At 62.3% G+C, this 19,674-nt stretch carries 20 protein-coding genes; 9 read left to right on the forward strand and 11 right to left on the reverse strand.

All coding sequences use genetic code 11. The features are described 5' to 3' along the window. On the forward strand, positions 1-577 hold a 577-nt coding region (locus QN224_RS26095; RefSeq protein WP_283978986.1), incomplete at its 5' end, for a hypothetical protein. Between the two features lie 625 nt (positions 578-1,202). Next, on the forward strand, positions 1,203-2,138 hold the full coding sequence (locus QN224_RS26100) for a helix-turn-helix domain-containing GNAT family N-acetyltransferase (RefSeq protein WP_283978987.1): 936 nt from the start codon (positions 1,203-1,205) through the stop codon (positions 2,136-2,138). A gap of 165 nt (positions 2,139-2,303) precedes the next feature. On the opposite strand, the gene QN224_RS26105 is transcribed toward QN224_RS26100, so the two are convergent. From QN224_RS26105 to QN224_RS26115, 3 genes are all read right to left on the reverse strand, one after another. Beyond that, the gene (locus tag QN224_RS26105) at positions 2,304-2,774 is read right to left on the reverse strand and encodes an aminoacyl-tRNA deacylase (protein WP_173509478.1); all 471 of its coding nucleotides are present in this window, start codon (positions 2,772-2,774) and stop codon (positions 2,304-2,306) included. A gap of 189 nt (positions 2,775-2,963) precedes the next feature. Then, positions 2,964-3,809: an oxidoreductase gene (locus QN224_RS26110; RefSeq protein WP_283978988.1), complete on the reverse strand. Its 846-nt coding sequence runs from the start codon at positions 3,807-3,809 to the stop codon at positions 2,964-2,966. 54 nt (positions 3,810-3,863) lie between these two features. Next, complete coding sequence (locus QN224_RS26115) at positions 3,864-4,709, reverse strand: oxidoreductase (RefSeq protein ID WP_283978989.1); 846 nt, start codon at positions 4,707-4,709, stop codon at positions 3,864-3,866. Positions 4,710-4,852: 143 nt separating this feature from the next. Here QN224_RS26115 and QN224_RS26120 point away from each other — a divergent pair, with 143 nt between their 5' ends. After that, positions 4,853-5,737: a LysR family transcriptional regulator gene (locus QN224_RS26120; protein ID WP_283978990.1), complete on the forward strand. Its 885-nt coding sequence runs from the start codon at positions 4,853-4,855 to the stop codon at positions 5,735-5,737. A 31-nt stretch (positions 5,738-5,768) separates the two neighbouring features. Here the strand turns inward: QN224_RS26120 and QN224_RS26125 are convergent, their stop codons facing one another. The 3 genes from QN224_RS26125 to QN224_RS26135 all read right to left on the reverse strand — a co-directional run bounded on the left by QN224_RS26125 (position 5,769) and on the right by QN224_RS26135 (position 9,217). Next, positions 5,769-6,149 (reverse strand): DUF488 domain-containing protein, encoded by a 381-nt coding sequence (locus QN224_RS26125; protein WP_283978991.1) that lies wholly within the window; start codon positions 6,147-6,149, stop codon positions 5,769-5,771. A 52-nt stretch (positions 6,150-6,201) separates the two neighbouring features. Beyond that, positions 6,202-7,632: an aspartate aminotransferase family protein gene (locus QN224_RS26130; RefSeq protein ID WP_283978992.1), complete on the reverse strand. Its 1,431-nt coding sequence runs from the start codon at positions 7,630-7,632 to the stop codon at positions 6,202-6,204. A 145-nt stretch (positions 7,633-7,777) separates the two neighbouring features. Continuing rightward, the gene (locus QN224_RS26135; protein WP_283978993.1) at positions 7,778-9,217 is read right to left on the reverse strand and encodes an FAD-binding oxidoreductase; all 1,440 of its coding nucleotides are present in this window, start codon (positions 9,215-9,217) and stop codon (positions 7,778-7,780) included. 273 nt (positions 9,218-9,490) lie between these two features. Here QN224_RS26135 and rfbF point away from each other — a divergent pair, with 273 nt between their 5' ends. Genes rfbF through QN224_RS26150 form a run of 3 tightly spaced genes read left to right on the forward strand, consistent with a single transcriptional unit; the run spans position 9,491 to position 12,563 of the window. Further along, positions 9,491-10,258, forward strand: coding sequence for a glucose-1-phosphate cytidylyltransferase (gene rfbF / locus QN224_RS26140; RefSeq protein ID WP_283978994.1), 768 nt, complete (start codon positions 9,491-9,493; stop codon positions 10,256-10,258). Further along, complete coding sequence (rfbG, locus tag QN224_RS26145) at positions 10,255-11,328, forward strand: CDP-glucose 4,6-dehydratase (RefSeq protein ID WP_283978995.1); 1,074 nt, start codon at positions 10,255-10,257, stop codon at positions 11,326-11,328. The genes rfbF and rfbG overlap by 4 nt, the downstream gene beginning before the upstream one ends. A gap of 2 nt (positions 11,329-11,330) precedes the next feature. Then, complete coding sequence (locus QN224_RS26150; RefSeq protein ID WP_283979097.1) at positions 11,331-12,563, forward strand: class I SAM-dependent methyltransferase; 1,233 nt, start codon at positions 11,331-11,333, stop codon at positions 12,561-12,563. Between the two features lie 29 nt (positions 12,564-12,592). Here the strand turns inward: QN224_RS26150 and rfbC are convergent, their stop codons facing one another. Further along, positions 12,593-13,126, reverse strand: a complete 534-nt coding sequence (gene rfbC, locus QN224_RS26155; protein ID WP_283978996.1) for a dTDP-4-dehydrorhamnose 3,5-epimerase — start codon at positions 13,124-13,126, stop codon at positions 12,593-12,595. A 164-nt stretch (positions 13,127-13,290) separates the two neighbouring features. Here rfbC and QN224_RS26160 point away from each other — a divergent pair, with 164 nt between their 5' ends. The 3 genes from QN224_RS26160 to QN224_RS26170 are packed head-to-tail and all read left to right on the forward strand — an operon-like array spanning position 13,291 to position 15,969. Next, entirely contained in the window at positions 13,291-14,118 is an 828-nt protein-coding gene (locus QN224_RS26160; protein WP_283978997.1) for an NAD(P)-dependent oxidoreductase, read from the forward strand. A gap of 23 nt (positions 14,119-14,141) precedes the next feature. Further along, positions 14,142-15,209, forward strand: coding sequence for a class I SAM-dependent methyltransferase (locus QN224_RS26165; protein ID WP_283978998.1), 1,068 nt, complete (start codon positions 14,142-14,144; stop codon positions 15,207-15,209). Further along, positions 15,202-15,969 (forward strand): cephalosporin hydroxylase family protein, encoded by a 768-nt coding sequence (locus tag QN224_RS26170; protein WP_283978999.1) that lies wholly within the window; start codon positions 15,202-15,204, stop codon positions 15,967-15,969. The genes QN224_RS26165 and QN224_RS26170 overlap by 8 nt, the downstream gene beginning before the upstream one ends. A gap of 114 nt (positions 15,970-16,083) precedes the next feature. Here QN224_RS26170 and QN224_RS26175 read toward each other — a convergent pair whose 3' ends face one another. Genes QN224_RS26175 through QN224_RS26190 form a run of 4 tightly spaced genes read right to left on the reverse strand, consistent with a single transcriptional unit; the run spans position 16,084 to position 19,650 of the window. Continuing rightward, positions 16,084-16,833: an ABC transporter ATP-binding protein gene (locus tag QN224_RS26175; RefSeq protein ID WP_283979000.1), complete on the reverse strand. Its 750-nt coding sequence runs from the start codon at positions 16,831-16,833 to the stop codon at positions 16,084-16,086. After that, entirely contained in the window at positions 16,830-17,663 is an 834-nt protein-coding gene (locus QN224_RS26180; protein ID WP_283979001.1) for an ABC transporter ATP-binding protein, read from the reverse strand. The genes QN224_RS26175 and QN224_RS26180 overlap by 4 nt, the downstream gene beginning before the upstream one ends. After that, the gene (locus tag QN224_RS26185) at positions 17,660-18,592 is read right to left on the reverse strand and encodes an ABC transporter permease (protein ID WP_269281985.1); all 933 of its coding nucleotides are present in this window, start codon (positions 18,590-18,592) and stop codon (positions 17,660-17,662) included. The genes QN224_RS26180 and QN224_RS26185 overlap by 4 nt, the downstream gene beginning before the upstream one ends. Further along, positions 18,589-19,650, reverse strand: a complete 1,062-nt coding sequence (locus tag QN224_RS26190) for an ABC transporter permease (RefSeq protein WP_283979002.1) — start codon at positions 19,648-19,650, stop codon at positions 18,589-18,591. The genes QN224_RS26185 and QN224_RS26190 overlap by 4 nt, the downstream gene beginning before the upstream one ends. Positions 19,651-19,674: the final 24 nt, after the last annotated feature.

Raw genomic sequence — 19,674 nt, forward strand, 5'->3', positions numbered from 1 at the left:
AGCTCCCGCTGAAAACACGCGGAGCAAGGTTCAAAACATGGGTCAATTCTCGATGAAAATATCCCGCAATGCCGGATCACTTCTCAGTGCAAATCAACAGTATGGCGTCCATCAGAGCGTAATCCATGTCAGCAGGCTCCTATCCGACCTTCCCGACAAGGTCCCCGATATCGCCGAACGGACATTTCTCCGTGAGGCGTTGAGCTGCTATCGAGCCGAGGCGTTTCGGGCATGCGTGGTGATGACGTGGAACCTGGCGTTCGACCACATGCTTCGATGGATTCTCGCCGACCCCCAGCGTCTTGCCGACTTCAACACGGCCATCGGGCGGCGTTTCCCGAAGAAGGCAGGCCTTGTGGTTTCGGCCATAGAGCACTTCGAGGAACTCAAGGAATCGGAGACGATCGACATCTGTCAGAACGCTTCGCTCTTTTCGAAGAACACCGCCGAAATCCTGCGGGAAAAGCTGAAGAAGAGGAACATGGCGGCGCATCCTTCTCAGGTGGCCATTCTGCAGGCCCAGGCCGACGACGTCGTCACAGATCTTGTGAACAACGTCCTCCTTATGTTGGTGTAGCCGCAATGACAGATCGAGATGCCGTCGACCCCTGGGGGAGGGTTTCGAGAACCGCCAGATAGGATCACCGCGCCGTGCCGGACCTATATGATCAGGATCATGGAGTTCCGCGAGTTCATGCACTTCTACTTCGGCTTCGTGAAAACCTCCGAAGAGCTGGGCCGCCTTCCACGGCGCGAGGAAAGCGCAGACGATGGCCCGCGGCTCCTGGGATACGACTTCTCGCGCCACCGGACGCTCATGAACCAGTTTAAGCTGTCCCGCGCGCGACGGAGTCGTTCGATCTCTCTTGCGGGACGTCTTTCTCGCCCGGCCGGAGATCGGAAGGCTCGGTGGAGATAGCGATCGTTACCGAGACTGGAAGCGAAGAGCTCCTTTGGCAAATCGTCAGGCGCAAGATTCATGAGCTGTCCTATAAGCCGCTGATGAAACTGCGGAGGTCCGTCCAGTCACGGACCGGCATTGATCTTTCCCGAGCGAGGAATCCTTCGAGACGATGCTGATCGCCTCCGAAATCAGAAACTTGATCCTGCACAACGACTGCCGATCGGCGCAAATAGTTGACATTGTCATGTATTTATATGACAAAATCAGACACCATCTAGCAGGGCCAGGGAATGAACCGATGCCGCAGGTCGATCAGGAAGATCATGTTGCCGCTGTGCGGCGTTTCAGCCGCTTCTACACACGCCGGATCGGTCTGCTACACGAAGGCTTGCTTGGAGGTCCGCTTTCCCTCGCCGAAGGTCGCCTCGTCTACGAGCTCGCGCAGCGGGGAACATCCACGGCCAAGGAACTCGGGGCAGAGCTCGAACTCGATTCCGGCTATCTCAGCCGTCTCCTACGGAGCCTGGAAGAGCGCGGCCTCGTCTCGAAAAGCCCATCGCCCGAGGACGGGCGGCAGGTATTGCTCTCGCTGACCCCGACGGGCCGCGACAGCTTCGCCGTAATTGACGCTCGTTCGCGCGACGAAGTGGGCGCCATGCTCGATCGCCTCTCCCTGCCTGAACGGCGCAAGCTCGCCACGGCGCTTGCCGACGCCGAGCGTCTGCTCGGGGGTGCACCCTCCGAGCCTGCTCGCGTCCCCTACATCCTGCGCACACATCAGCCCGGAGACATGGGTTGGATTGTCCATCGCCATGGCGTGCTCTATTCCGAGGAGTATGGATGGGACGAGACTTTTGAGGCTCTCGTTGCCCAGATCACGGCAGACTTCATTCAAAACTTCAAACCGAACCGCGAGCGCTGCTGGATTGCGGAGCGCGAAGGCGGGATCGTCGGTTCTATCTTCCTGGTTGAAGAGTCAGCGAGCGTCGGCAAGCTCCGCCTTCTCTACACGGAGCCGAGCGCTCGAGGTCTCGGGATCGGTCGCCGGCTCGTCGAGGAATGCATCCGCTTCGCGCGGCAGGCGGGGTATTCCAAGGTCACTCTTTGGACCAACGACATTCTGACCGCGGCGCGGCACATCTATCAAACGACAGGCTTTCATCTCGTGCAGGAGGAGAAGCACCACAGCTTCGGGCGCGACGTGGTCGGGCAGAACTGGGAACTGCTGCTGTGACGGCGACATGGCGCTGCCTCGAAGGCCGCGCTCATAAATGTCCATTTGATTTCCGGACGTCATGATCGACGGATGACGCGACTTTGATGCCGGGGCGCACAGCCAATCTTCCGAAAGCGCCACCTCGGCGTCCGGTTGCGAGGGCTCGACGGGGACCGTGACCTTTTACGACGGGTGGCTGAAGCGAGCGACCTTCGCATCCTTCATCAGGTTGCGGAAGTTGGGGCCGCTGACATGCACCAATGTCCGGTGGTCACCGCCTTCGAAATAGACGTCGCTGACGTTGCCGAGGCTTTCGTCGAGGATCACCGGCACATTATAGGCCGATCCGATCGGCGGCACCGCACCGGTGTCGCAATCGGCGAAAAGCGTGCTGACCTCCTCCTCCGAGGCGAGGCCAAGGCGCCTGTTCATCACTTCCTGCAATGTGGAAAGTTCGATCCGATGCGTACTCGGAACCACGGCGAGAACGTATCCCATTTCGTGATGCACGACCACGGATTTGGCCAACCTGCTGCCCGGAACATGGGCCGCCTGCGCTGACTGGCTGGTGGTTGCCGTGCGGTGATGAGCAACGGTGTCGTAGGCGACACCCTCGCCTTCAATATAGTCCTGAAGTTTTCTTGCGATCGTCATCGTAGGCACCCTTGATGTTGCGTAGTGACGTATCAGGAGAGACATTTTCCTCTCATCACCTGCGAAGTCAACGACGAATGGCAGATGCGAACGGCGCCCGTGGCGGCGCTCGGGTGCCTTGCTCGGGTCGCAAGAGAGGGCCGGCGGCCGCCTTTGCGCAGCCACCGGCCTTCTGCAATTGAGCCCTTGTCAATGGGCGGACGCACTTTCCTTCGGGAAGTCCGTCGAGACCGCGAGTTCGCGCCAGGCGGCGAGTTCGCCGGCGACATGGGCGTTCTTGGCTTCGATCGCCGCGACCGTATCGCTTCCGAACGGCATTCGCAGCGGCGGGTTGTCGGCATGGGCGAGTTGGACCATGGCCTTTGCGAGCCGTGCCGGATCACCCGGCTGGGCATGATTTGCCGTCTTGGCAAATTCGCGCATGACGCCGACGGTCTCGCCATAGTCCGAGATCGACAACGGGCTGACCGCCAGCGATTGCTCGTCGAGGAAGTCGGTGCGGAAGAAGCCCGGCTCGACCACCGTCGCCTTGATGCCGAGCGGCGCAAGTTCTTTGGCAAGCGCCTCGGTCAGTCCCTCGATCGCGAATTTGGTCGACCCGTAGACGCCCCACCCGGTAAAGGCCGAATAGCCGCCGATCGAAGAGATATTGATGATATGGCCCGACCGCTGGCGCCGCATTTGCGGCAAGACGACCCGGGTCACCGCAAGAAGGCCGAACACGTTGGTGCGATAGATCTTCTCGATTTCTTCTGTCGTTGCTTCCTCGACGGCTCCAAGCAGGCCGTAGCCGGCATTGTTGAGCAGGACGTCGATCCGGCCGAAGCGCTCCACCGCTGCCGCGGCCGCCGCCCTGGCCTGTTCCTCATTGGTGACGTCGAGCGCCAGCGTCAGGAGATTTTCGTGCCGGCCGAGGACATCGAGGGATTCGAGGCGGCGCGCTGTGGCAACCACCGCGTCCCCGGCGCTGAGTGCCTCCTTCGTGATGAGCGCGCCAAAACCGCGGGAAGCGCCCGTGATGAACCAGATGCGCATGGTAGTATCCTTTCCTTGAGTTGAGTTGAGTTGGATGTTTTCTTCGAGTTTCAGTCAGTTCGATTCAGTGGTCGGGAAGTCGGCCCCCTCGGTCACTTCGGCCCAGGCGTCGAAATCCTTGCGCAAGGCATCGAGCTTCGCCCGGGCGCCGGCGAGAGCCTCGCGGCCGAGCAGCAGCCGCAGCGGCGGTTCGGCGGCATTGACCGCCATGACAATCGCGCGTGCGGCCCGTTCCGGATCGCCGGGCTGCTTGCCGCTGTAGCCTCTGATCCTCCGCCACACCGCTCCTGCCGTGTCCTCATAGTCGTTGATCGAGACGGTCGCCTCGCCGGCGGAACGTCCCGCCCAATCGGTGCGGAAAGGACCGGGCTCGACAATGAGTATCTTGATGCCGAGCGGCTCGACCTCCTTCGACAGCCCTTCCGACAATGCCTCGACAGCGAATTTCGAGGCCGCGTAGAAGCTGAGCGCGGGCACCGACCGCAGGCCGCCGATCGAAGAGATGTTGACGATTGTGCCCGAGCGGCGTCGACGCATGCCGGGGAGGACCGCGCGCGTCATGTTGGCGAGGCCCCAGACGTTGACCTCGAACATGGCGCGGACCGCATCCATGTCGCTCTCCTCGAAGGCGCCGAAGTAACCGACACCGGCATTATTGACGAGAACGTCGATGTGGCCGAAGCGCTGCTCGGCGGCGCGTGTCGCCTCGGCAATGTCGTCCGTCTTCGTCACGTCGAGCGCGAGAGCGAGCGTGCGGTCCGGCGCGATGGCCGATAGATCGGCAACCTGCGCCGCATCACGAGCGGTGACGACGACGTTATGGCCGAGCGCGATGACGTGCTGTGCGAGCGCGCGGCCGAAGCCGGTCGAGCAGCCTGTGATGAACCATGTCTGTGCCATTGCGAACTCCTTCCTTGATCGGATGAGGATCAGATCCTCGAGGCCGGGGCTGACTTGCCCGTGGCGACAAGGGCAGAATGGCGCAATTCGATTTGCGTGATTAGAATGGAAATTCTCTCAATAATGCTGAGCGAGATTCATCTATGCGCGCAACCGACCTATCAGAGCTCGCGGCCTTCGACGCCGTCGCCCGACACCGGAGCTTCCGGAAAGCGGCCGAGGAACGCGGGGTCACGGCCTCGGCGATCAGCCATGCCGTCAGCAATCTGGAGGAGCGGATCGGACTTCGGCTGCTCAATCGCACGACCCGCAGCGTCTCGCTGACCGATGCCGGCACCATGCTTCAAGCGCATCTTACCCCCGCCTTCGGTGAAATCGGATCGGCGCTCGACGCGCTCAACAGGTTTCGCGATACGCCGTTCGGCAAGGTGCGCATCAATGTCCCGAATTCGGTTGCCCCTTTCATTCTGGGGCGGGTGATGGGGCCGCTCATCCGGGACAATCCCAATCTGCAACTCGAGATCTCGGCGACCGACCGGCTGGTGGATATCGTCGAGGAAGGTTTCGACGCCGGCATCCGCCTCGGCGAGAGCCTTCGGGAAGGCATGGTGGCGGTGAAGATCGGGCCTCGGCTTCGCTTCGCGGTCGTGGGCGCACCGGACTACTTCCGCGAACGGAGCATCCCGCAGACGCCGCATGAGCTGAAGGACCATGTCTGCGTCCAGAACACGTATCCGAGCGGCGTGCGCTACCCCTGGGAATTCGAACACAGCGGCGAGGCTGTCGCCTTCCACCCGAACGGACCGATCGCGCTCGATGACCAAGAACTCATGGTCCAGGTGGCGCTCTCCGGCGTGGCGCTCGCCTATGTCTGGGAAAATCGCGCACAACGCGAGATCATCGACGGCAGGCTGATCCGCTGCCTTGACGAATGGTGCCCGCCGGAGGACTGGTTCTACCTCTACTACCCGAGCCGCCGGAACATATCCGCGGGGCTGCGGGCCGTGATCGAAGCGATGCGGGTGTGACTGGACGAGCCACCCCATGGCGGTTTGCCTCTTACGTCGGCGACCGGTCTCCTCCCTCACCGCGCTCCAGCCATGCCTTCAGCGCCACGGCATTGTTCCTCTCCGTGTCCCGCGCCGCATAAAGCAACGTCACCGGGCCTTCCGCCTGCTGCTCGAGGAGTTCCTTGACCGCCGCCTGAGCCGCCGCCCCGTTCAGTTCTTCCGCGTAGGCGGTGCAGAACTCGTCCCATGCCTCGGGCTTTCCATGGAAGCGTTTGCGCAGGGCATCGCTCGGCGCGATGTCCCTCAACCAGAGGTCAATCCGCGCCTTGTCCTTGGCGATCCCGCGTGGCCACAGCCTGTCGACGAGGATGCGCGCGCCGTCGCTTGCCTCCGGCGCCTCATAGACACGCTTCAGTGTCAGCGAACTCATAAGACTTTCCATCTGCCTAGCTATGCCTCACAAACGCTCCGGATGTCGTCCCCTAAGCCGAGACTGATGCCTCATTCGCCCGGACCGCCCGCCAGGCCGCGATGATCGCGTCTGCCGCAACATCGCCGGCGAGATCGTCGGTCAGCCATGAAATCACCGATACGCGCATGACCTTGCGACCGCGCCAGGTTGCGCCGCCGCAGAAGCAGACGCCATCGGTCTGTATTCGCTCGATCGTCCGTTGCGTGAGCCGGTCGGCCTCATCGCCCGGGTGTTTCGCACCGAACCGCACGAGGAACTGATTGAGCACGACGTCGTTCAGGACCTCTATTCCCTCTTCCGATCTCAGCCTTTCGGCCATTGCATGAGCGACCCGGCAGTGACGCTCGACCATGGCGGCGATCCCGTCGCGCCCAAGATGCTTGATCATCCCCCAGGTGGCAAAGCCACGGGCACGACGCGACAGTTCCGGAACGAAATGGCTAGGATCGCGCTCGCCCTCAAAGCTCGGCGGGAGGTAGCTTGCCGCAGTCGTCATCGCACGACGATGCGCCTCTTCGTTGCGAACGATGGCATAGCCGCAGTCATAGGGTGTTTGCAGCCATTTGTGTCCGTCGGTCGCCCAGGAATCGGCCCCGTCGACACCCTTGGCAAGTCCGCTCCTCTGGGGGCAGGCGCGCGCCCAAAGGCCGAACGCGCCGTCGACATGAACCCAGGCGCCGATATCTTTGGCGATGGGGATGATGCCTTCGAAATCGTCGAACGCGCCGGTATTGATCTGCCCCGCCTGAAGGATGGCAATGCACGGCCCGGAGACCTTGCCGGCCGCCTCGGCGAAATCGGAGGTGAGGATTCGTCCCGCACCATCGGTCTTCACGCGAACGACCCGGTCATGCCCGAGGCCGAGAAACTGCAACGCAGAGAAGACCGTCGCGTGCGCGTCATCGCCTATGAGGACCGCAATCGGCGGGGCACCAAACAGGCCCTGCCCCTCGACGTCCCAGCCGACCCTTCGCAGGACGGCGCCGCGTGCTGCAGATAGGCAGACGAAATTGGCGACCGTCGCGCCGGTAACGAAACCGATGGAACTTTCTCTCGGCAGATCGAGAAGATCGAGCAGCCAGCCGCCGGCAACCGCCTCTGCGGCGGCCGCTGCCGGCGTTGCATGATGGTTGCCCGTGTTCTGGCCCCAGGCACTCGTCAGCCAGTCAGCGGCGACGCCCACCGGATGCGACCCGCCAATGACCCAGCCGAAAAAGCGCGGGCCCGTCATCGTGTGAAGTCCCGGCTCCGCCTTCGCCACAAGCTCGTCGATCACACCAGGACCGGCGCACCCCTCGATCGGCAGCGGCTCGCGAAATCCCTTGAGCGATGCGAGATAGGAAACCTGCGGCTTTTGCGGAATCCCGGATATTCCGTCCCGGAAGCGCACGGCATGTTCTGCCGCGCGCCGAAACAGGCCATCGACCGACCGTTCCCCCATGTAACCCCTCTCTGCCAAGGCGCCACATCGCCCTCAGCCATTCGCAATGGCAACTCCCTGGTCACCCGTTCTGCCGTTTGCGGCATTCGACCGGCCACGCGCTTGTTCGCGCATGGCCGGAGCCTGCCTTCTACCGAGGCGGAGATTATGCCGCCCCCCGTTCCTCTATCGGCCTCACGTTCTGGTTCATGCGGAACAGGTTTTGCGGATCGTATCGCCGCTTGACCTCGACAAGCCGTCCATAATTGCTGCCATAGGCAGTCTCGACGCGGTCGACCTCGTCGGCCGGCATGAAATTGATATAAGCCGTTCCGGCCGCATAAGGCTTGGCCGCCTCGAAAAGACGGCGCGCCCAGTCGATGCAGACCTGGTCCATTTCCGGTTCGCGCCACCGGGCATGAACGTTCATGACGAAATGCGAGCTGCGCTGCGGGAAAGCCGTTTCCTCGGCTGCAACACGACCGGCGGCACCGCCGACGTGGCCGATGAAGATCTCGCATTCCGGTCCCGGCAATTGACGAATGGCTTCCAGCAGGATGCCGATCGTCGTATCGGACAGTTCCATGAAATCGTGGCTCTTCCAGTAGTTGCGAGCGCCGGGCGTGAGCAAGGGATCGAACGCCTGCTGCCAGCCGACAAAGGGACTGGGACCGACGACGTCGGCGATCGGATTGCCGATCGAACGCAGGGCAGCGGTCGCCTGCCCCCCGGCCGCGATATCGCCTGAGTAGCACATGGCCAGAACGAGGATTTCCTTGCCGTGCCACTCCTCGGGAAGGAATGGCAGCGGCGGCGCCTGCCGCATTACCGCCCAGCAGGTGAGCTCGTCGGGCGCCGTCTCGAGCGCCTGGCGGTATTGCTGAAGGACGGCTTGCGCGTCCGCAAAGGGGTGAACGACGAGCCCCGCCAGGACCTGCGGTTCAAGGTCGTGAAGCTGGAATTCGAAAGCCGTGACGATGCCGAAATTTCCGCCGCCGCCGCGCAACGCCCAGAACAGATCGCGATGCTCCGTCGGGCTTGCGCGCACCAGTTCGCCATCCGCCGTCACGACATCGACCGAAAGCAGGCTGTCAAGCGTCAAACCGAACTTGCGCGTGGTCCATCCGAAACCGCCGCCAAGCGTCAATCCGGCAATACCGGTCGTCGAATTGATCCCGGTCGGCAGCACCAGTCGGAAAGCCTGGGTCTCCTTGTCGACGTCGGCGAGCGTCGCACCCGGCTCGATCCAAGCCTTCTTCGCCGTAGCGTCCACCCGCACCGATTTCATCGGTGACAGATCGATCATCAGGCCGCCGTCGCAGACAGCGTTGCCTGCAATGTTATGTCCACCTCCACGCACTGCGACGAGCAGGCCGTTTTCGGCCACGAAACGAACCGCGTTGATGACATCTGCGGCCCCGGCGCATTGCACAATCAGCGCGGGCTTGCGGTCGATCATCCCATTCCAGATCGCGCGCACCTCGTCGTAGGCCGCGTCGTTCTCAGTGAGCACGCGGCCGCGCAATTGCCCCGCCAGCGCCTCGATCGCCTCGGCCTTAATCGTCGTCTTTCCCGCTTGCAGATTAGTGAGGCTCATTTCATCCATGATTCGCTCCTCCCGCGGTGAACCATGCCCCAGCGAGCGGCATTTTGCGCCTTTCCCCAAACCCGCGCAAGCAGCCGGCCCGGCTGCATCGGCCAGCCTCAGGACGCCTTATAGTTGCAATTGTCCCTAAAATACTCCAAGGAGCGCCGGCGACGCGCGGGCTCATCCACGGGTTGTGCCGATTCCCCAGGTTGAACGTCGCCAATCAAGCCCCGGGCAAGGCTGGAATACGAAAAAACGGAGCGCAACGCGCACGTGGGAGGCAGATCGGGCATGAAAGTCGTCATTCTCGCCGGTGGATACGGCACACGCATCTCCGAGGAGAGCCACCTGCGACCCAAGCCCATGATCGAGATCGGCGGCCGTCCGATCCTCTGGCACATCATGAAGATCTACAGCCATTTCGGCTTTTCGGATTTCGTGATCTGCCTTGGCTATCGCGGCTACATGATCAAGGAGTATTTCTCCAACTACATCCTGCACTCCTCGGACGTCAGCTTCAACATGGCGACGGGCGAGACCATTTTTCACACAAGCAAAGCAGAACCCTGGCGGGTAACGCTGGTGGAAACCGGCGCGGAGTCGATGACCGGCGGGCGCCTGAAGCGCGTCGCCGACTATCTCGGCGATACCTTCTGCCTCACCTATGGCGATGGCGTCGCTGACATCGACATCCGCGCATTGGCCGATTTCCACCGCCGGCATGGACGGGACGCGACCGTGACGAGCGTCGTGCCGCCGGGACGATACGGTGCGCTCGCAATCGACTCCGGCCAAGTCTACAGCTTTACGGAAAAGCCTGCGGGAGACAACGGCCGCATCAATGGCGGCTTCTTCGTCCTCAACCGCTCGGTGCTCGACCGGATCGAAGGCGACCACACCCCGTTTGAAGACGGGCCGCTCGAAGGCTTGGCGCGCGACGGCCAGTTGATGGCTTTCCAGCATGACGGTTTCTGGCGTCCGATGGACACGCTGCGCGACAAAAACCAGCTCGAAGAGCTCTGGCAGCAGAACCGCGCGCCCTGGAAGGTCTGGTCATGACCCGTCTGCCTGATCCAGAGTTCTGGGCGGGAAAACGCGTCCTTCTCACGGGCCATACGGGCTTCAAGGGCAGTTGGGCCGGACTGTGGCTGCGAGAGATGGGGGCGCATGTGACCGGCTACGCCCTGGCGCCGGCCTCGCAGCCATCGCTCTACGCCCTGCTGCATGAGGACGAATTGCCGGAGGGGCAATTCGGAGACATTCGCGATCGCGAAGCACTTGCCGAGACCCTGCGGACGAGCGAGCCGGAAATCGTTCTGCATATGGCGGCACAGCCGCTCGTGCGGGAGAGCTATGCGGCGCCGGCTGAGACCTTCGACGTGAACGTCATGGGCACGGTACGGCTCCTGGAGGCCGCCCGCGCCGCTCCGTCGGTCGAGGCCATTCTCGTGGTGACGACGGACAAGGTCTACCGCAACGACGAGAGCGGCCGCCACTTTCGGGAAACCGACACGCTCGGCGGCCATGATCCCTATTCGGGCTCGAAGGCCGCATGCGAGGTCGCGGTCGCGACCTGGCGCAGTTCCTATTTCAACGGGCGCGGCATCCGCATTGCCACGGCGCGCGGCGGTAACGTGATCGGCGGCGGCGACTTTTCGACCGACCGGCTGGTGCCCGATATTGTGCGGGCAGCGCTTTCAGGTGAAAGACTCCATATCCGCAGTCCGCTGGCGACGCGCCCGTGGCAGCATGTGCTTGACTGTCTCAACGGCTATTTCCTGTTCGCCGAATCGCTCTACAAGGGCGAAGCCAGCGTCGATGCACTGAACTTCGGCCCTTCGCCCACCGAGCAGCCCATTGCCGTGCGCGACGTGGCGAACGCCATCCAGGCGGCAATGGGCCTCTCCCCGCAATGGGACGATGTTTCCTCGCTCGCGCAACCGCGCGAAATGCAGACACTCGGTCTTGATCCGGCACTCGCAGCCGAGACCCTCGCCTGGCACGCGCGACTAACGCAGCGACAGGCGATCGAGTGGACCGCACACTGGTACAACGGCTGGCGCCGGGGCGAGACCGCTCGCCAGCTCACGCTCGGCCAGATCGCCGCATTTACGAAAGGTCGCCCATGATAATGCCCCATCACTGCCGATTCTGCTCGACTCCGCTCGCAACTCTCGTTGCCGATCTGGGTGCGACGCCCTGGTCCAACTCGTTTCTCGAGCCGACCGAAGAAGCGATCGCGCGGGAGCAGGCCTTTCCCTTGCAGGTGATGGTCTGCTCGGAATGCCTGCTCGTCCAGACCACCGAAACGGTACCCGCCGACGAGATCTTCAACGCCGAATATCACTACCTGTCTTCGTTCTCGACGAGTTGGCTGGACCATTCCCGCCGCTATGCCGAAAAGATGATCGGTCGTTTCAATCTCGACGGCACGTCACAGGTGGTGGAGGTTGCCTCCAACGATGGCTATCTGCTGCAATATTTTGCCGAGAAGAATATTCCCGTGCTTGGCGTCGAACCGGCAGCCAACGCTGCCAAGATCGCCGAGGGGCGCAACGTTCCGACCCACGTCGCCTTCTTCGGGCAGATCACCGCGAGTGAACTGGTCGCCCGCGGCATCCGCGCCGACCTGACGGCCGCGAACAATGTTCTGGCGCACGTGCCGGATATCGCCGACTTCGTCAGCGGCTTTCCGATCCTGCTCAAGCCGGACGGCGTGGCGACCTTCGAATTCCCGCATCTGCTGCACACGATCGAAGGCATCCAGTTCGACACGATCTACCACGAGCACTATTCCTATCTCTCGCTCGTCGCCGTCGAGCGTATTTTCAAGACCTGCGGCTTGCACGTCTTCGACGTCGAGGAACTGCCGACCCATGGCGGCTCGCTTCGCGTCTATGCGCAACTGGCGGGCGGCAAAAGGCCGGAGACCACCGGTCTCGCGAAGGTGCGCGCCGACGAAGCGGCGGCCGGACTGATGCGCATGGAGACCTACCTGGCGTTCGGGAAGCGGATCGCAGCGGTCTGCGAAGAGTTCCGGGCCTTCCTTGCGGACGCAAAGGCCGAGGGCAAGACCGTGGCGGCTTACGGTGCGGCGGCCAAGGGCAACACGTTCCTAAATGTTTGCGGCCTTACCGCGGACGACATAGCCTTTATCGTCGACCGCAACGACCTGAAACAGGGCAAGCTGTCGCCCGGCAGCCATATCCCGATCCACGCACCAGACGAACTGGCGGCCGCCAAGCCCGACTATGTCGCGATCCTTCCCTGGAACCTAACGGACGAAATCGTTGCCGCGAACGATCATGTCCGCTCCTGGGGCGGCCGTTTTGTGGTTGCCATTCCGGAAGTGCGGGTGATCTGAGGCGGTCGCGCGCCGCCTCATGCCGGCGGTCAGATGAAGGCGAAGCTTCGGTCGCGCTCGGACATCTGGGTGATTTCAATGGGCCATGCGATATTCATGCGCGGATCGAGCGCGTTCAATCCGCCTTCCGCCTCCGGCGCAAAGGGTTTGTCGTGGAGATAGATCAGCTCGCAGTTCTCGGTGAGGGTCTGGAACCCATGGGCAAAGCCGCCCGGAATCATCATCGACCGCGCGTTCTCGGCGCTCAAAACCTCGCCGTGCCAACGCAAATAGGTCGGCGAGTCCGGACGCATGTCGACGGCGACATCGAAAATCGCGCCGGCCAGGCACGACACGAACTTCGCCTCTTCATGGGGAGACCGTTGGAAATGCAGCCCGCGAACAGCGCCCTTGGAGCGGGTCATCGTGTGATTGATCTGCGCAATCGCGCCGGTCGAACCGAACCCGAAAAGCTCCTCCTGGCAGAAGAAACGCGAGAAGAAACCACGCTCGTCACCGAACTGCATGCGCTCGACCACCGTCAGGCCGGGAAGTTCCGTATGGATGCGCCTGAAGCGCTGCATGGCATGTCCTCTCAATTGGCCGAAGGGTTCATCAGGGCGACGACCTTGGAGGGCGGTACCATCATTTCCGTGCGATCGAAAGACGCTGGCGTGCGGAAACCTGATATCAGTCCCATGAACGCCATGCCATGCGAAAATCGCCCTCGCCCGCGACTGGAAAACGCTTGACCAAACAAGTCCTTCTCACCGGCGCCACCGGTTTCGTCGGCCGCCATGTTTTACGCGAATTGACCGAACGCGGCATTGTCGCGTGTCCGGTCGTCCGCCCGGCAAGCGAGGACAGATTTCTCGGCATGTCCGGAATCGGGCGCATTCTTTCAACCAACGCGCTTTTTTCCGAATCGGCGGAGTGGTGGGCGCAAGCACTCGCCGGCATCGATACTATCATCCATCTGGCCTGGTACGCCGAACCCGGCAAATACCTCACGTCACCCATCAATCTCGATTGTCTCACCGGCACTCTGGCGATCGCCAAAGGCGCTGCCGCCGCGGGCGTCAGGCGCTTTGTCGGCATAGGCACATGCTTCGAATACGAACTCACCGGCCGGCCCCTGACGACCGATACGCCGCTCAAGCCCCTGACGCCCTATGCGGGCGCCAAGGCGGCGGCCTTCATGGCGCTTTCGCAATGGCTGCCGCAGGCAGGCGTCGAATTTGCCTGGTGCCGGCTGTTCTATCTCTATGGCGAAGGAGAAGACGAGCGGCGCTTCGTTCCCTATCTCAGAAAATCCCTTGCCTCCGGGCAGAGGGCGGATTTGACCCAAGGTCACCAGGTCCGCGATTTTCTTGACGTTCGCGAGGCAGCCAGGATGATCGTGGCCGCTTCGGTCAGCACCGCGCAAGGAGCGGTCAATATCTGTTCAGGCGTACCGGTAACGATCCGAGAATTTGCTGAGAGAATCGCCGACGAACATGGTAGGCGGGACCTGCTCAATTTCGGAGGTCGAGCTGAAAACCTCGTCGACCCACCTCATGTCGTGGGCGTCAGGTGAACCGACAGGCTGAGGAACCACTTATGGCATCAGGAAACGCCACGCGGGTGCTTTACGAGCAACGCGAGTTGCCGATTTTTCAGAACAAGATGTACGACAGCGCCGACGAGGCAATATCCTCTCCGCGCGGCGAGATGCGCCTGGTGGAGGATCTTGGCACGGGCCTGGTGCGCAATGCGGCCTTCAGGCCGGAACTGATGATCTACGATACGAGCTATCAGAACGAGCAGGCCGTCAGCCCTTCGTTCCAGCGTCATCTGGATGATGTCACCAGGATCATTCTCGATACGATGGGCCGCCAGGAGCTCGTTGAAGTTGGATGCGGGAAGGCTTTCTTCCTTGAGAAACTTCTCGGCCAGGGCGTCGATATCACCGGTTTCGATCCGGCCTATGAGGGCGACAACCCGCGCGTCCGCAGGGAATATTTCCAGCCCGGGTCCGGCATCGAGGCCAAGGGCCTCATCCTGCGCCATGTGCTCGAGCATATTCCGGATCCCGTCGCCTTTCTCGAGCAATTGAAACAGGCGAATGGCGGCCAAGGAAAGATCTATATCGAAGTTCCCTGCTTCGACTGGATCTGCGAGCGCCGGGCCTGGTTCGATATCTTCTACGAGCACGTCAATTATTTCAGACTTTCCGACTTTCACCGGATCTTCGGCAACGTCATCTCGAGCGGCCGGGTCTTCGGCGGCCAGTATCTGTTCGTCGTCGCGGAACTGAATTCGTTGCGCAGACCCGCCATCGATGAGAACGACCGGGCGGGCCTTCCCACGGATTTCACCCGCAAGCTCGAGGCGCTGGATACGGCGGACCAGGAGCCGGCTGTGATCTGGGGCGGAGCGTCGAAGGGCGTAATCTTCTCGCTGCTCCGCACGCGTGCGGGATTGCCGGTAAAGGCGGTCATCGACATCAACCCGGCCAAGCAGGGCAAATACCTGCCGATTACCGGACTACCGGTCCGCGCGCCTGAGGATGTCCTGGCGGATTTGCCCCCTGGTTCAAGCATCTACGTGATGAACCGCAACTATCTCGAAGAGATCAAGCGAATGTCCAACAATGCATACACCTATATCGAGGTCGATCATGACTGATTTCCGAGAGGAGGTTGCTGCGCGCATCTCCGAAATCGAGGCAAACAGCGAATTCCGGAAGAGTGCCGCCGATTTCCTGCGTCAGTCGATCGGTCCGAAATACTCCTACAACTACTTCTGGATGGGCCGGCCCATCATCCAGTATCCGCAAGACATCGTCGCGATGCAGGAGATCATCTGGCAGACCCGGCCGGATCTCATCATCGAAACCGGCATCGCCCACGGCGGTTCACTCATCATGAGCGCATCGATCCTGGCGCTTCTCGACATGAGCGATGCGATCGAAGCCGGCACGACATTCGATCCCCGCTCTCCGCACAGGAAGGTTCTGGGCGTCGACATCGACATCCGTGCCCACAACCGCGAGGCCATCGAGGCTCACCCGATGTCGTCCAGGATCCACATGATCCAGGGGTCGAGCATCGAGCGGAACGTCGTCGAGCGGGTTTACGACTTTGCAAAGCCGTTTTCGCGCGTTCTCGTCTGCCTCGACAGCAATCACACCCATGATCACGTATTGGCGGAACTGGAGGCCTACGCGCCGTTGACCACGAAGGACAGCTATTGCGTCGTGTTCGATACCGTCATCGAAGATCTGCCGGAAGAAGCCTATCCCGATCGTCCCTGGGGCAAGGGAAACAACCCCAAGACGGCCGTGTGGAAATATCTCGAGTCGCACCCGGAATTCGAGGTCGACCGCTCCATCGACCAGAAACTGATGATCACGGTTGCTCCGGACGGCTTCCTGCGGCGCAAGTGAAGACCAGAAAGACGCTTTTCTGCAAACGCACCGAGACATTGTCTCGGTGCGTTTTTGCGTTTCACAGGGAGATTGAGGGCGGCGACGGCAACAGAGGCTGAACCGCCTCGAGCTTCACCCTCGCCGAAAGCCTTTGCTCGCCACCATCAGGTTGCGCGTATAGTCCTCGCCGATCCGTCCCGCGACGAGATCAGCCGACGACAGTCGTTCGACGACGCGTCCGTTCTGCATGACCGCCAGCCGGTCGCACATATGGGTGACGACCCCGAGATCGTGGCTGACCATGATGAAGGTCAGCTTGCGGTCGCGACGCACCTTTTCGAGAAGGTTGAGCACTTCCGCCTGGACAGATGCATCGAGCGCCGACGTCGGCTCGTCGAGCAGAAGGATCGAGGGTTCGAGAATGAGCGCCCGCGCGATGGCGATGCGCTGGCGCTGGCCGCCGGAAAGCTGGTGCGGATAGCGGAAGCGGAAGCCCGAACCGAGCCCCACCTCGTCCAGCGCCTTCAGGATGCGGCGTTCGCCGTCGCCGACGCCGTGGATCGCCAGCGGCTCCAGCAATTGCCGGTCGACCGTCTGGCGCGGATGCAGCGAGCCGTAGGGATCCTGGAACACCATCTGCACCGAGCGGTAGAAGGCCTTGTCGCGGCGTGCGCCCAGAAGCTGCCGGTCCTCGACGCGGATCGTACCCCCGGTTACCGGCGCAAGTCCGGCGACCGCCCTCAGCAGAGTCGATTTGCCCGAGCCGGACTCGCCGACGAGACCGAAGGACTCACCAGGAGCCACATCCACGTCGACGGCGTCCAGCGCCTTGAACTCGTCAAAGCTGACCGTGAGGTTTCGAACGGAAACGGCAGCCGTCATAGCGCCCACTCCGGCTTGCGGTCGAGTACGGGCAAGGGATGGCGATCCGCCCCGATGACGGGCATGCAGTTCAGGAGGCCCTGCGTATAGGGATGCTTGGCGTTGCCAAGATCCGATGCGGCGATTTCCTCGACGATCTTGCCGGCATACATGACCAGCACCCGATCGCAGAAGGACGAGACGAGCCTGAGATCGTGCGAGACGAAGATCAATCCCATGCCGCGATCCGCAACCAGCTTGTCGAGGATCGACAGCACTTCCAGCTGCACCGTGACATCAAGAGCGGACGTCGGCTCGTCGGCGATCAGAAGCTCCGGCCCGGCGACGAGCATCATGGCGATCATCGCCCGCTGACCCATGCCACCCGAGACCTCGTGCGGGTAGAGGTCGAAGACGCGGGCCGGGTCGCGAATCTGCACGGCCGCGAGCATATCCAGCGCCCTCTCCCGGGCCTCCGCGCGGCCGATCTTCTCGTGACGCCTCAGCGTCTCGACGATCTGCCGGCCGATACTCATCACCGGATTCAGCGAATATTTCGGATCCTGCAGGATCATCGCGATGCGCTTGCCGCGGAGATCCCGGCGCTTTTTGGGGGGCGCGGAAAGCAAATCGATACCGCCGAACGAAAGCGTCCTTGCAGTAACCTCGGCATGCGAGGGCGTGAGCCCCATGATCGCCCTCCCCGTCTGCGATTTGCCGGACCCGCTCTCGCCGACGATGCCGAGGCGTTCGCGCCCGAGCGTGAAGGAGAAGCCGCGGACCGCCTCGATGACACCGGTGCGCGTCGGGAAGCGAACCCTGAGGTCGTCAACGGTCAAGAGCGCTGTCATTGGCCGCTCTCCCGTGGATCAAGCGCGTCACGCAGGCCGTCGCCGAGCAGGTTGAAGCCGAGGCTGACGATCAGGATGGCGATGCCGGGCATCGTGGCGACCCACCATTGATCGAGAATGAAGCGGCGGCCGGAGGCGATCATCGCGCCCCATTCCGGCAGCGGCGGCTGCGCCCCCAGGCCGAGAAACCCGAGACCCGCCGCCGTCAGGATAATGCCGGCCATGTCGAGCGTGACGCGCACGATGAGCGACGACAGGCACATCGGCATGACATGGCGGAAGATGATGCGCGCTGGCGATGCCCCCATAAGCTGCACGGCGGCGATATAGTCCGAGTTCCGCACCGTCAGCGTCTCGGCCCGGGCGATGCGCGCATAGGGCGGCCAGGAGGTGATCGCGATGGCGATGACGGCATTCTCGATGCCGGGTCCAAGCGCCGCAACGAAGGCGAGCGCCAGCACAAGCTTTGGAAAAGCGAGAAAGATGTCGGTAATGCGCATCAGCACGGCGTCGATCCAGCCGCCGGAGTAGCCGGCGACAGCGCCGACGATGAGGCCGACCGGAGCGGCGATGACCGCGACGAGCACGACCACCGCAAGCGTCAGCCGCGACCCGTGGATCAGTCGCGACAGGATATCGCGGCCCTGGTCATCCGTGCCAAGCAGATATCCCTCGCTGCCGGGCGGCAACAGCCGCGCCCCCGCGAGATTGCCGATCACTGGCGAATGCGGCGCCAGCACATCGGCAAATGCCGCCACGAAGATCAGCCCGAGCAGAATGATTAGCCCGAGAACCGCCAGGCGGTTGGCCGAAAAACGGCGCCAGGTCATGTAGGCGCGGCCGAGACGCGCCTGGGTGCGCGACTGTGGCCGGTCGGACAGCAGCCATTCGCGGCGCGTCATCGGTCGTGTTTCGGTGGCAAGGCTCATCGTGCGCGCGTCCTCGGATCGAGCGTCCGGTAGAGGAGATCGGACAGGAGATTGATGCCGATGAAGACCGACCCGATAACGATCGTTCCGCCAAGCACGGCGTTCATGTCGGCATTCTGCAGCGAATTGGTGATGTAGAGACCGAGCCCCGGCCAAGCGAACACGGTCTCGGTGAGTACCGAGCCTTCAAGCAGGCCCGCATAGGAAAGCGCGATCACCGTCACGAGTGGCACGGCTGCATTGCGCAGTGCGTGGCCCCAGATGATCCGTGCTTCTGAAAGGCCCTTGGCGCGCGCGGCGACGATATATTCCTGCTGCAGCTCGTTCAGCATGAAGCTGCGGGTCATGCGGCTGATATAGGCGAGCGAGAAATAGCCGAGCAGCGATGCCGGCAGAATGATGTGGCGGAAGACATCGCGGAAAACATCCCACTGCCCCTGCCAGAGCGCGTCGACGAGATAAAAGCCTGTGATCGGCGAAAACGTATATTCGTAGACGACATCGATACGGCCGGGATAGGCGACCCATTGCAACCGCGCGTAAAAGACGAGCAGGGCCAGCAGGGCCAGCCAGAATATCGGAACCGAGTAGCCGACAAGGCCGATGACACGAACGATCTGGTCGGCGATGCTGCCGCGCTTGACCGCTGCAAGCACGCCGAGCGGCACGCCGATGAAGGCGCCGATCAGCGTCCCGAGGCTCGCAAGCTCGATCGTCGCCGGGAAAACGCGGCGGATGTCCGTCATGACCGGGTTGGTCGTGAGCACCGAAACGCCGAAATCGCCGGAAAGCGCCTGTCGGACATAGATGAAGAATTGCTGGTAGAGAGGCAGGTTGAGCCCCATCGCCTCACGGGTTCTCTCAACGACATGCGAAGGCGCCCGGTCGCCGAGGACGGCGAGCACCGGATCAATCGGAATCACCCGACCGATGAAGAATGTGACGGCGAGGAGGCCGAGATAGGTGGTTGCCACAACGACAAGGAATTGCAGCGCCGAGACCACAGCCTTTCGGGAGCGGGCGCGTCTGCGCCCGCTCGGTCGTTCTATTCCGCTCATGCTCAAGGGAACGTTCCTTTCGGC

The organism is Sinorhizobium sp. 7-81, from assembly GCF_030124405.1.
In the GTDB taxonomy this organism is placed as follows: domain Bacteria; phylum Pseudomonadota; class Alphaproteobacteria; order Rhizobiales; family Rhizobiaceae; genus Sinorhizobium; species Sinorhizobium psoraleae.

Coding starts and splice junctions, on each gene's coding strand:
- rfbC (WP_283978996.1), bottom strand. CDS start 13,126: ATGCAGCGCTTCAGGCGCATCCATACGGAACTTCCCGGCCTGACGGTG.
- QN224_RS26125 (WP_283978991.1), bottom strand. CDS start 6,149: ATGAGTTCGCTGACACTGAAGCGTGTCTATGAGGCGCCGGAGGCAAGC.
- rfbG (WP_283978995.1), top strand. CDS start 10,255: ATGACCCGTCTGCCTGATCCAGAGTTCTGGGCGGGAAAACGCGTCCTT.
- QN224_RS26165 (WP_283978998.1), top strand. CDS start 14,142: ATGGCATCAGGAAACGCCACGCGGGTGCTTTACGAGCAACGCGAGTTG.
- QN224_RS26150 (WP_283979097.1), top strand. CDS start 11,331: ATGCCCCATCACTGCCGATTCTGCTCGACTCCGCTCGCAACTCTCGTT.
- QN224_RS26190 (WP_283979002.1), bottom strand. CDS start 19,650: ATGAGCGGAATAGAACGACCGAGCGGGCGCAGACGCGCCCGCTCCCGA.
- QN224_RS26185 (WP_269281985.1), bottom strand. CDS start 18,592: ATGAGCCTTGCCACCGAAACACGACCGATGACGCGCCGCGAATGGCTG.
- QN224_RS26115 (WP_283978989.1), bottom strand. CDS start 4,709: ATGGCACAGACATGGTTCATCACAGGCTGCTCGACCGGCTTCGGCCGC.
- QN224_RS26105 (WP_173509478.1), bottom strand. CDS start 2,774: ATGACGATCGCAAGAAAACTTCAGGACTATATTGAAGGCGAGGGTGTC.
- QN224_RS26120 (WP_283978990.1), top strand. CDS start 4,853: ATGCGCGCAACCGACCTATCAGAGCTCGCGGCCTTCGACGCCGTCGCC.
- QN224_RS26130 (WP_283978992.1), bottom strand. CDS start 7,632: ATGGGGGAACGGTCGGTCGATGGCCTGTTTCGGCGCGCGGCAGAACAT.
- QN224_RS26100 (WP_283978987.1), top strand. CDS start 1,203: ATGCCGCAGGTCGATCAGGAAGATCATGTTGCCGCTGTGCGGCGTTTC.
- QN224_RS26180 (WP_283979001.1), bottom strand. CDS start 17,663: ATGACAGCGCTCTTGACCGTTGACGACCTCAGGGTTCGCTTCCCGACG.
- QN224_RS26170 (WP_283978999.1), top strand. CDS start 15,202: ATGACTGATTTCCGAGAGGAGGTTGCTGCGCGCATCTCCGAAATCGAG.
- QN224_RS26110 (WP_283978988.1), bottom strand. CDS start 3,809: ATGCGCATCTGGTTCATCACGGGCGCTTCCCGCGGTTTTGGCGCGCTC.
- QN224_RS26135 (WP_283978993.1), bottom strand. CDS start 9,217: ATGGATGAAATGAGCCTCACTAATCTGCAAGCGGGAAAGACGACGATT.
- QN224_RS26175 (WP_283979000.1), bottom strand. CDS start 16,833: ATGACGGCTGCCGTTTCCGTTCGAAACCTCACGGTCAGCTTTGACGAG.
- rfbF (WP_283978994.1), top strand. CDS start 9,491: ATGAAAGTCGTCATTCTCGCCGGTGGATACGGCACACGCATCTCCGAG.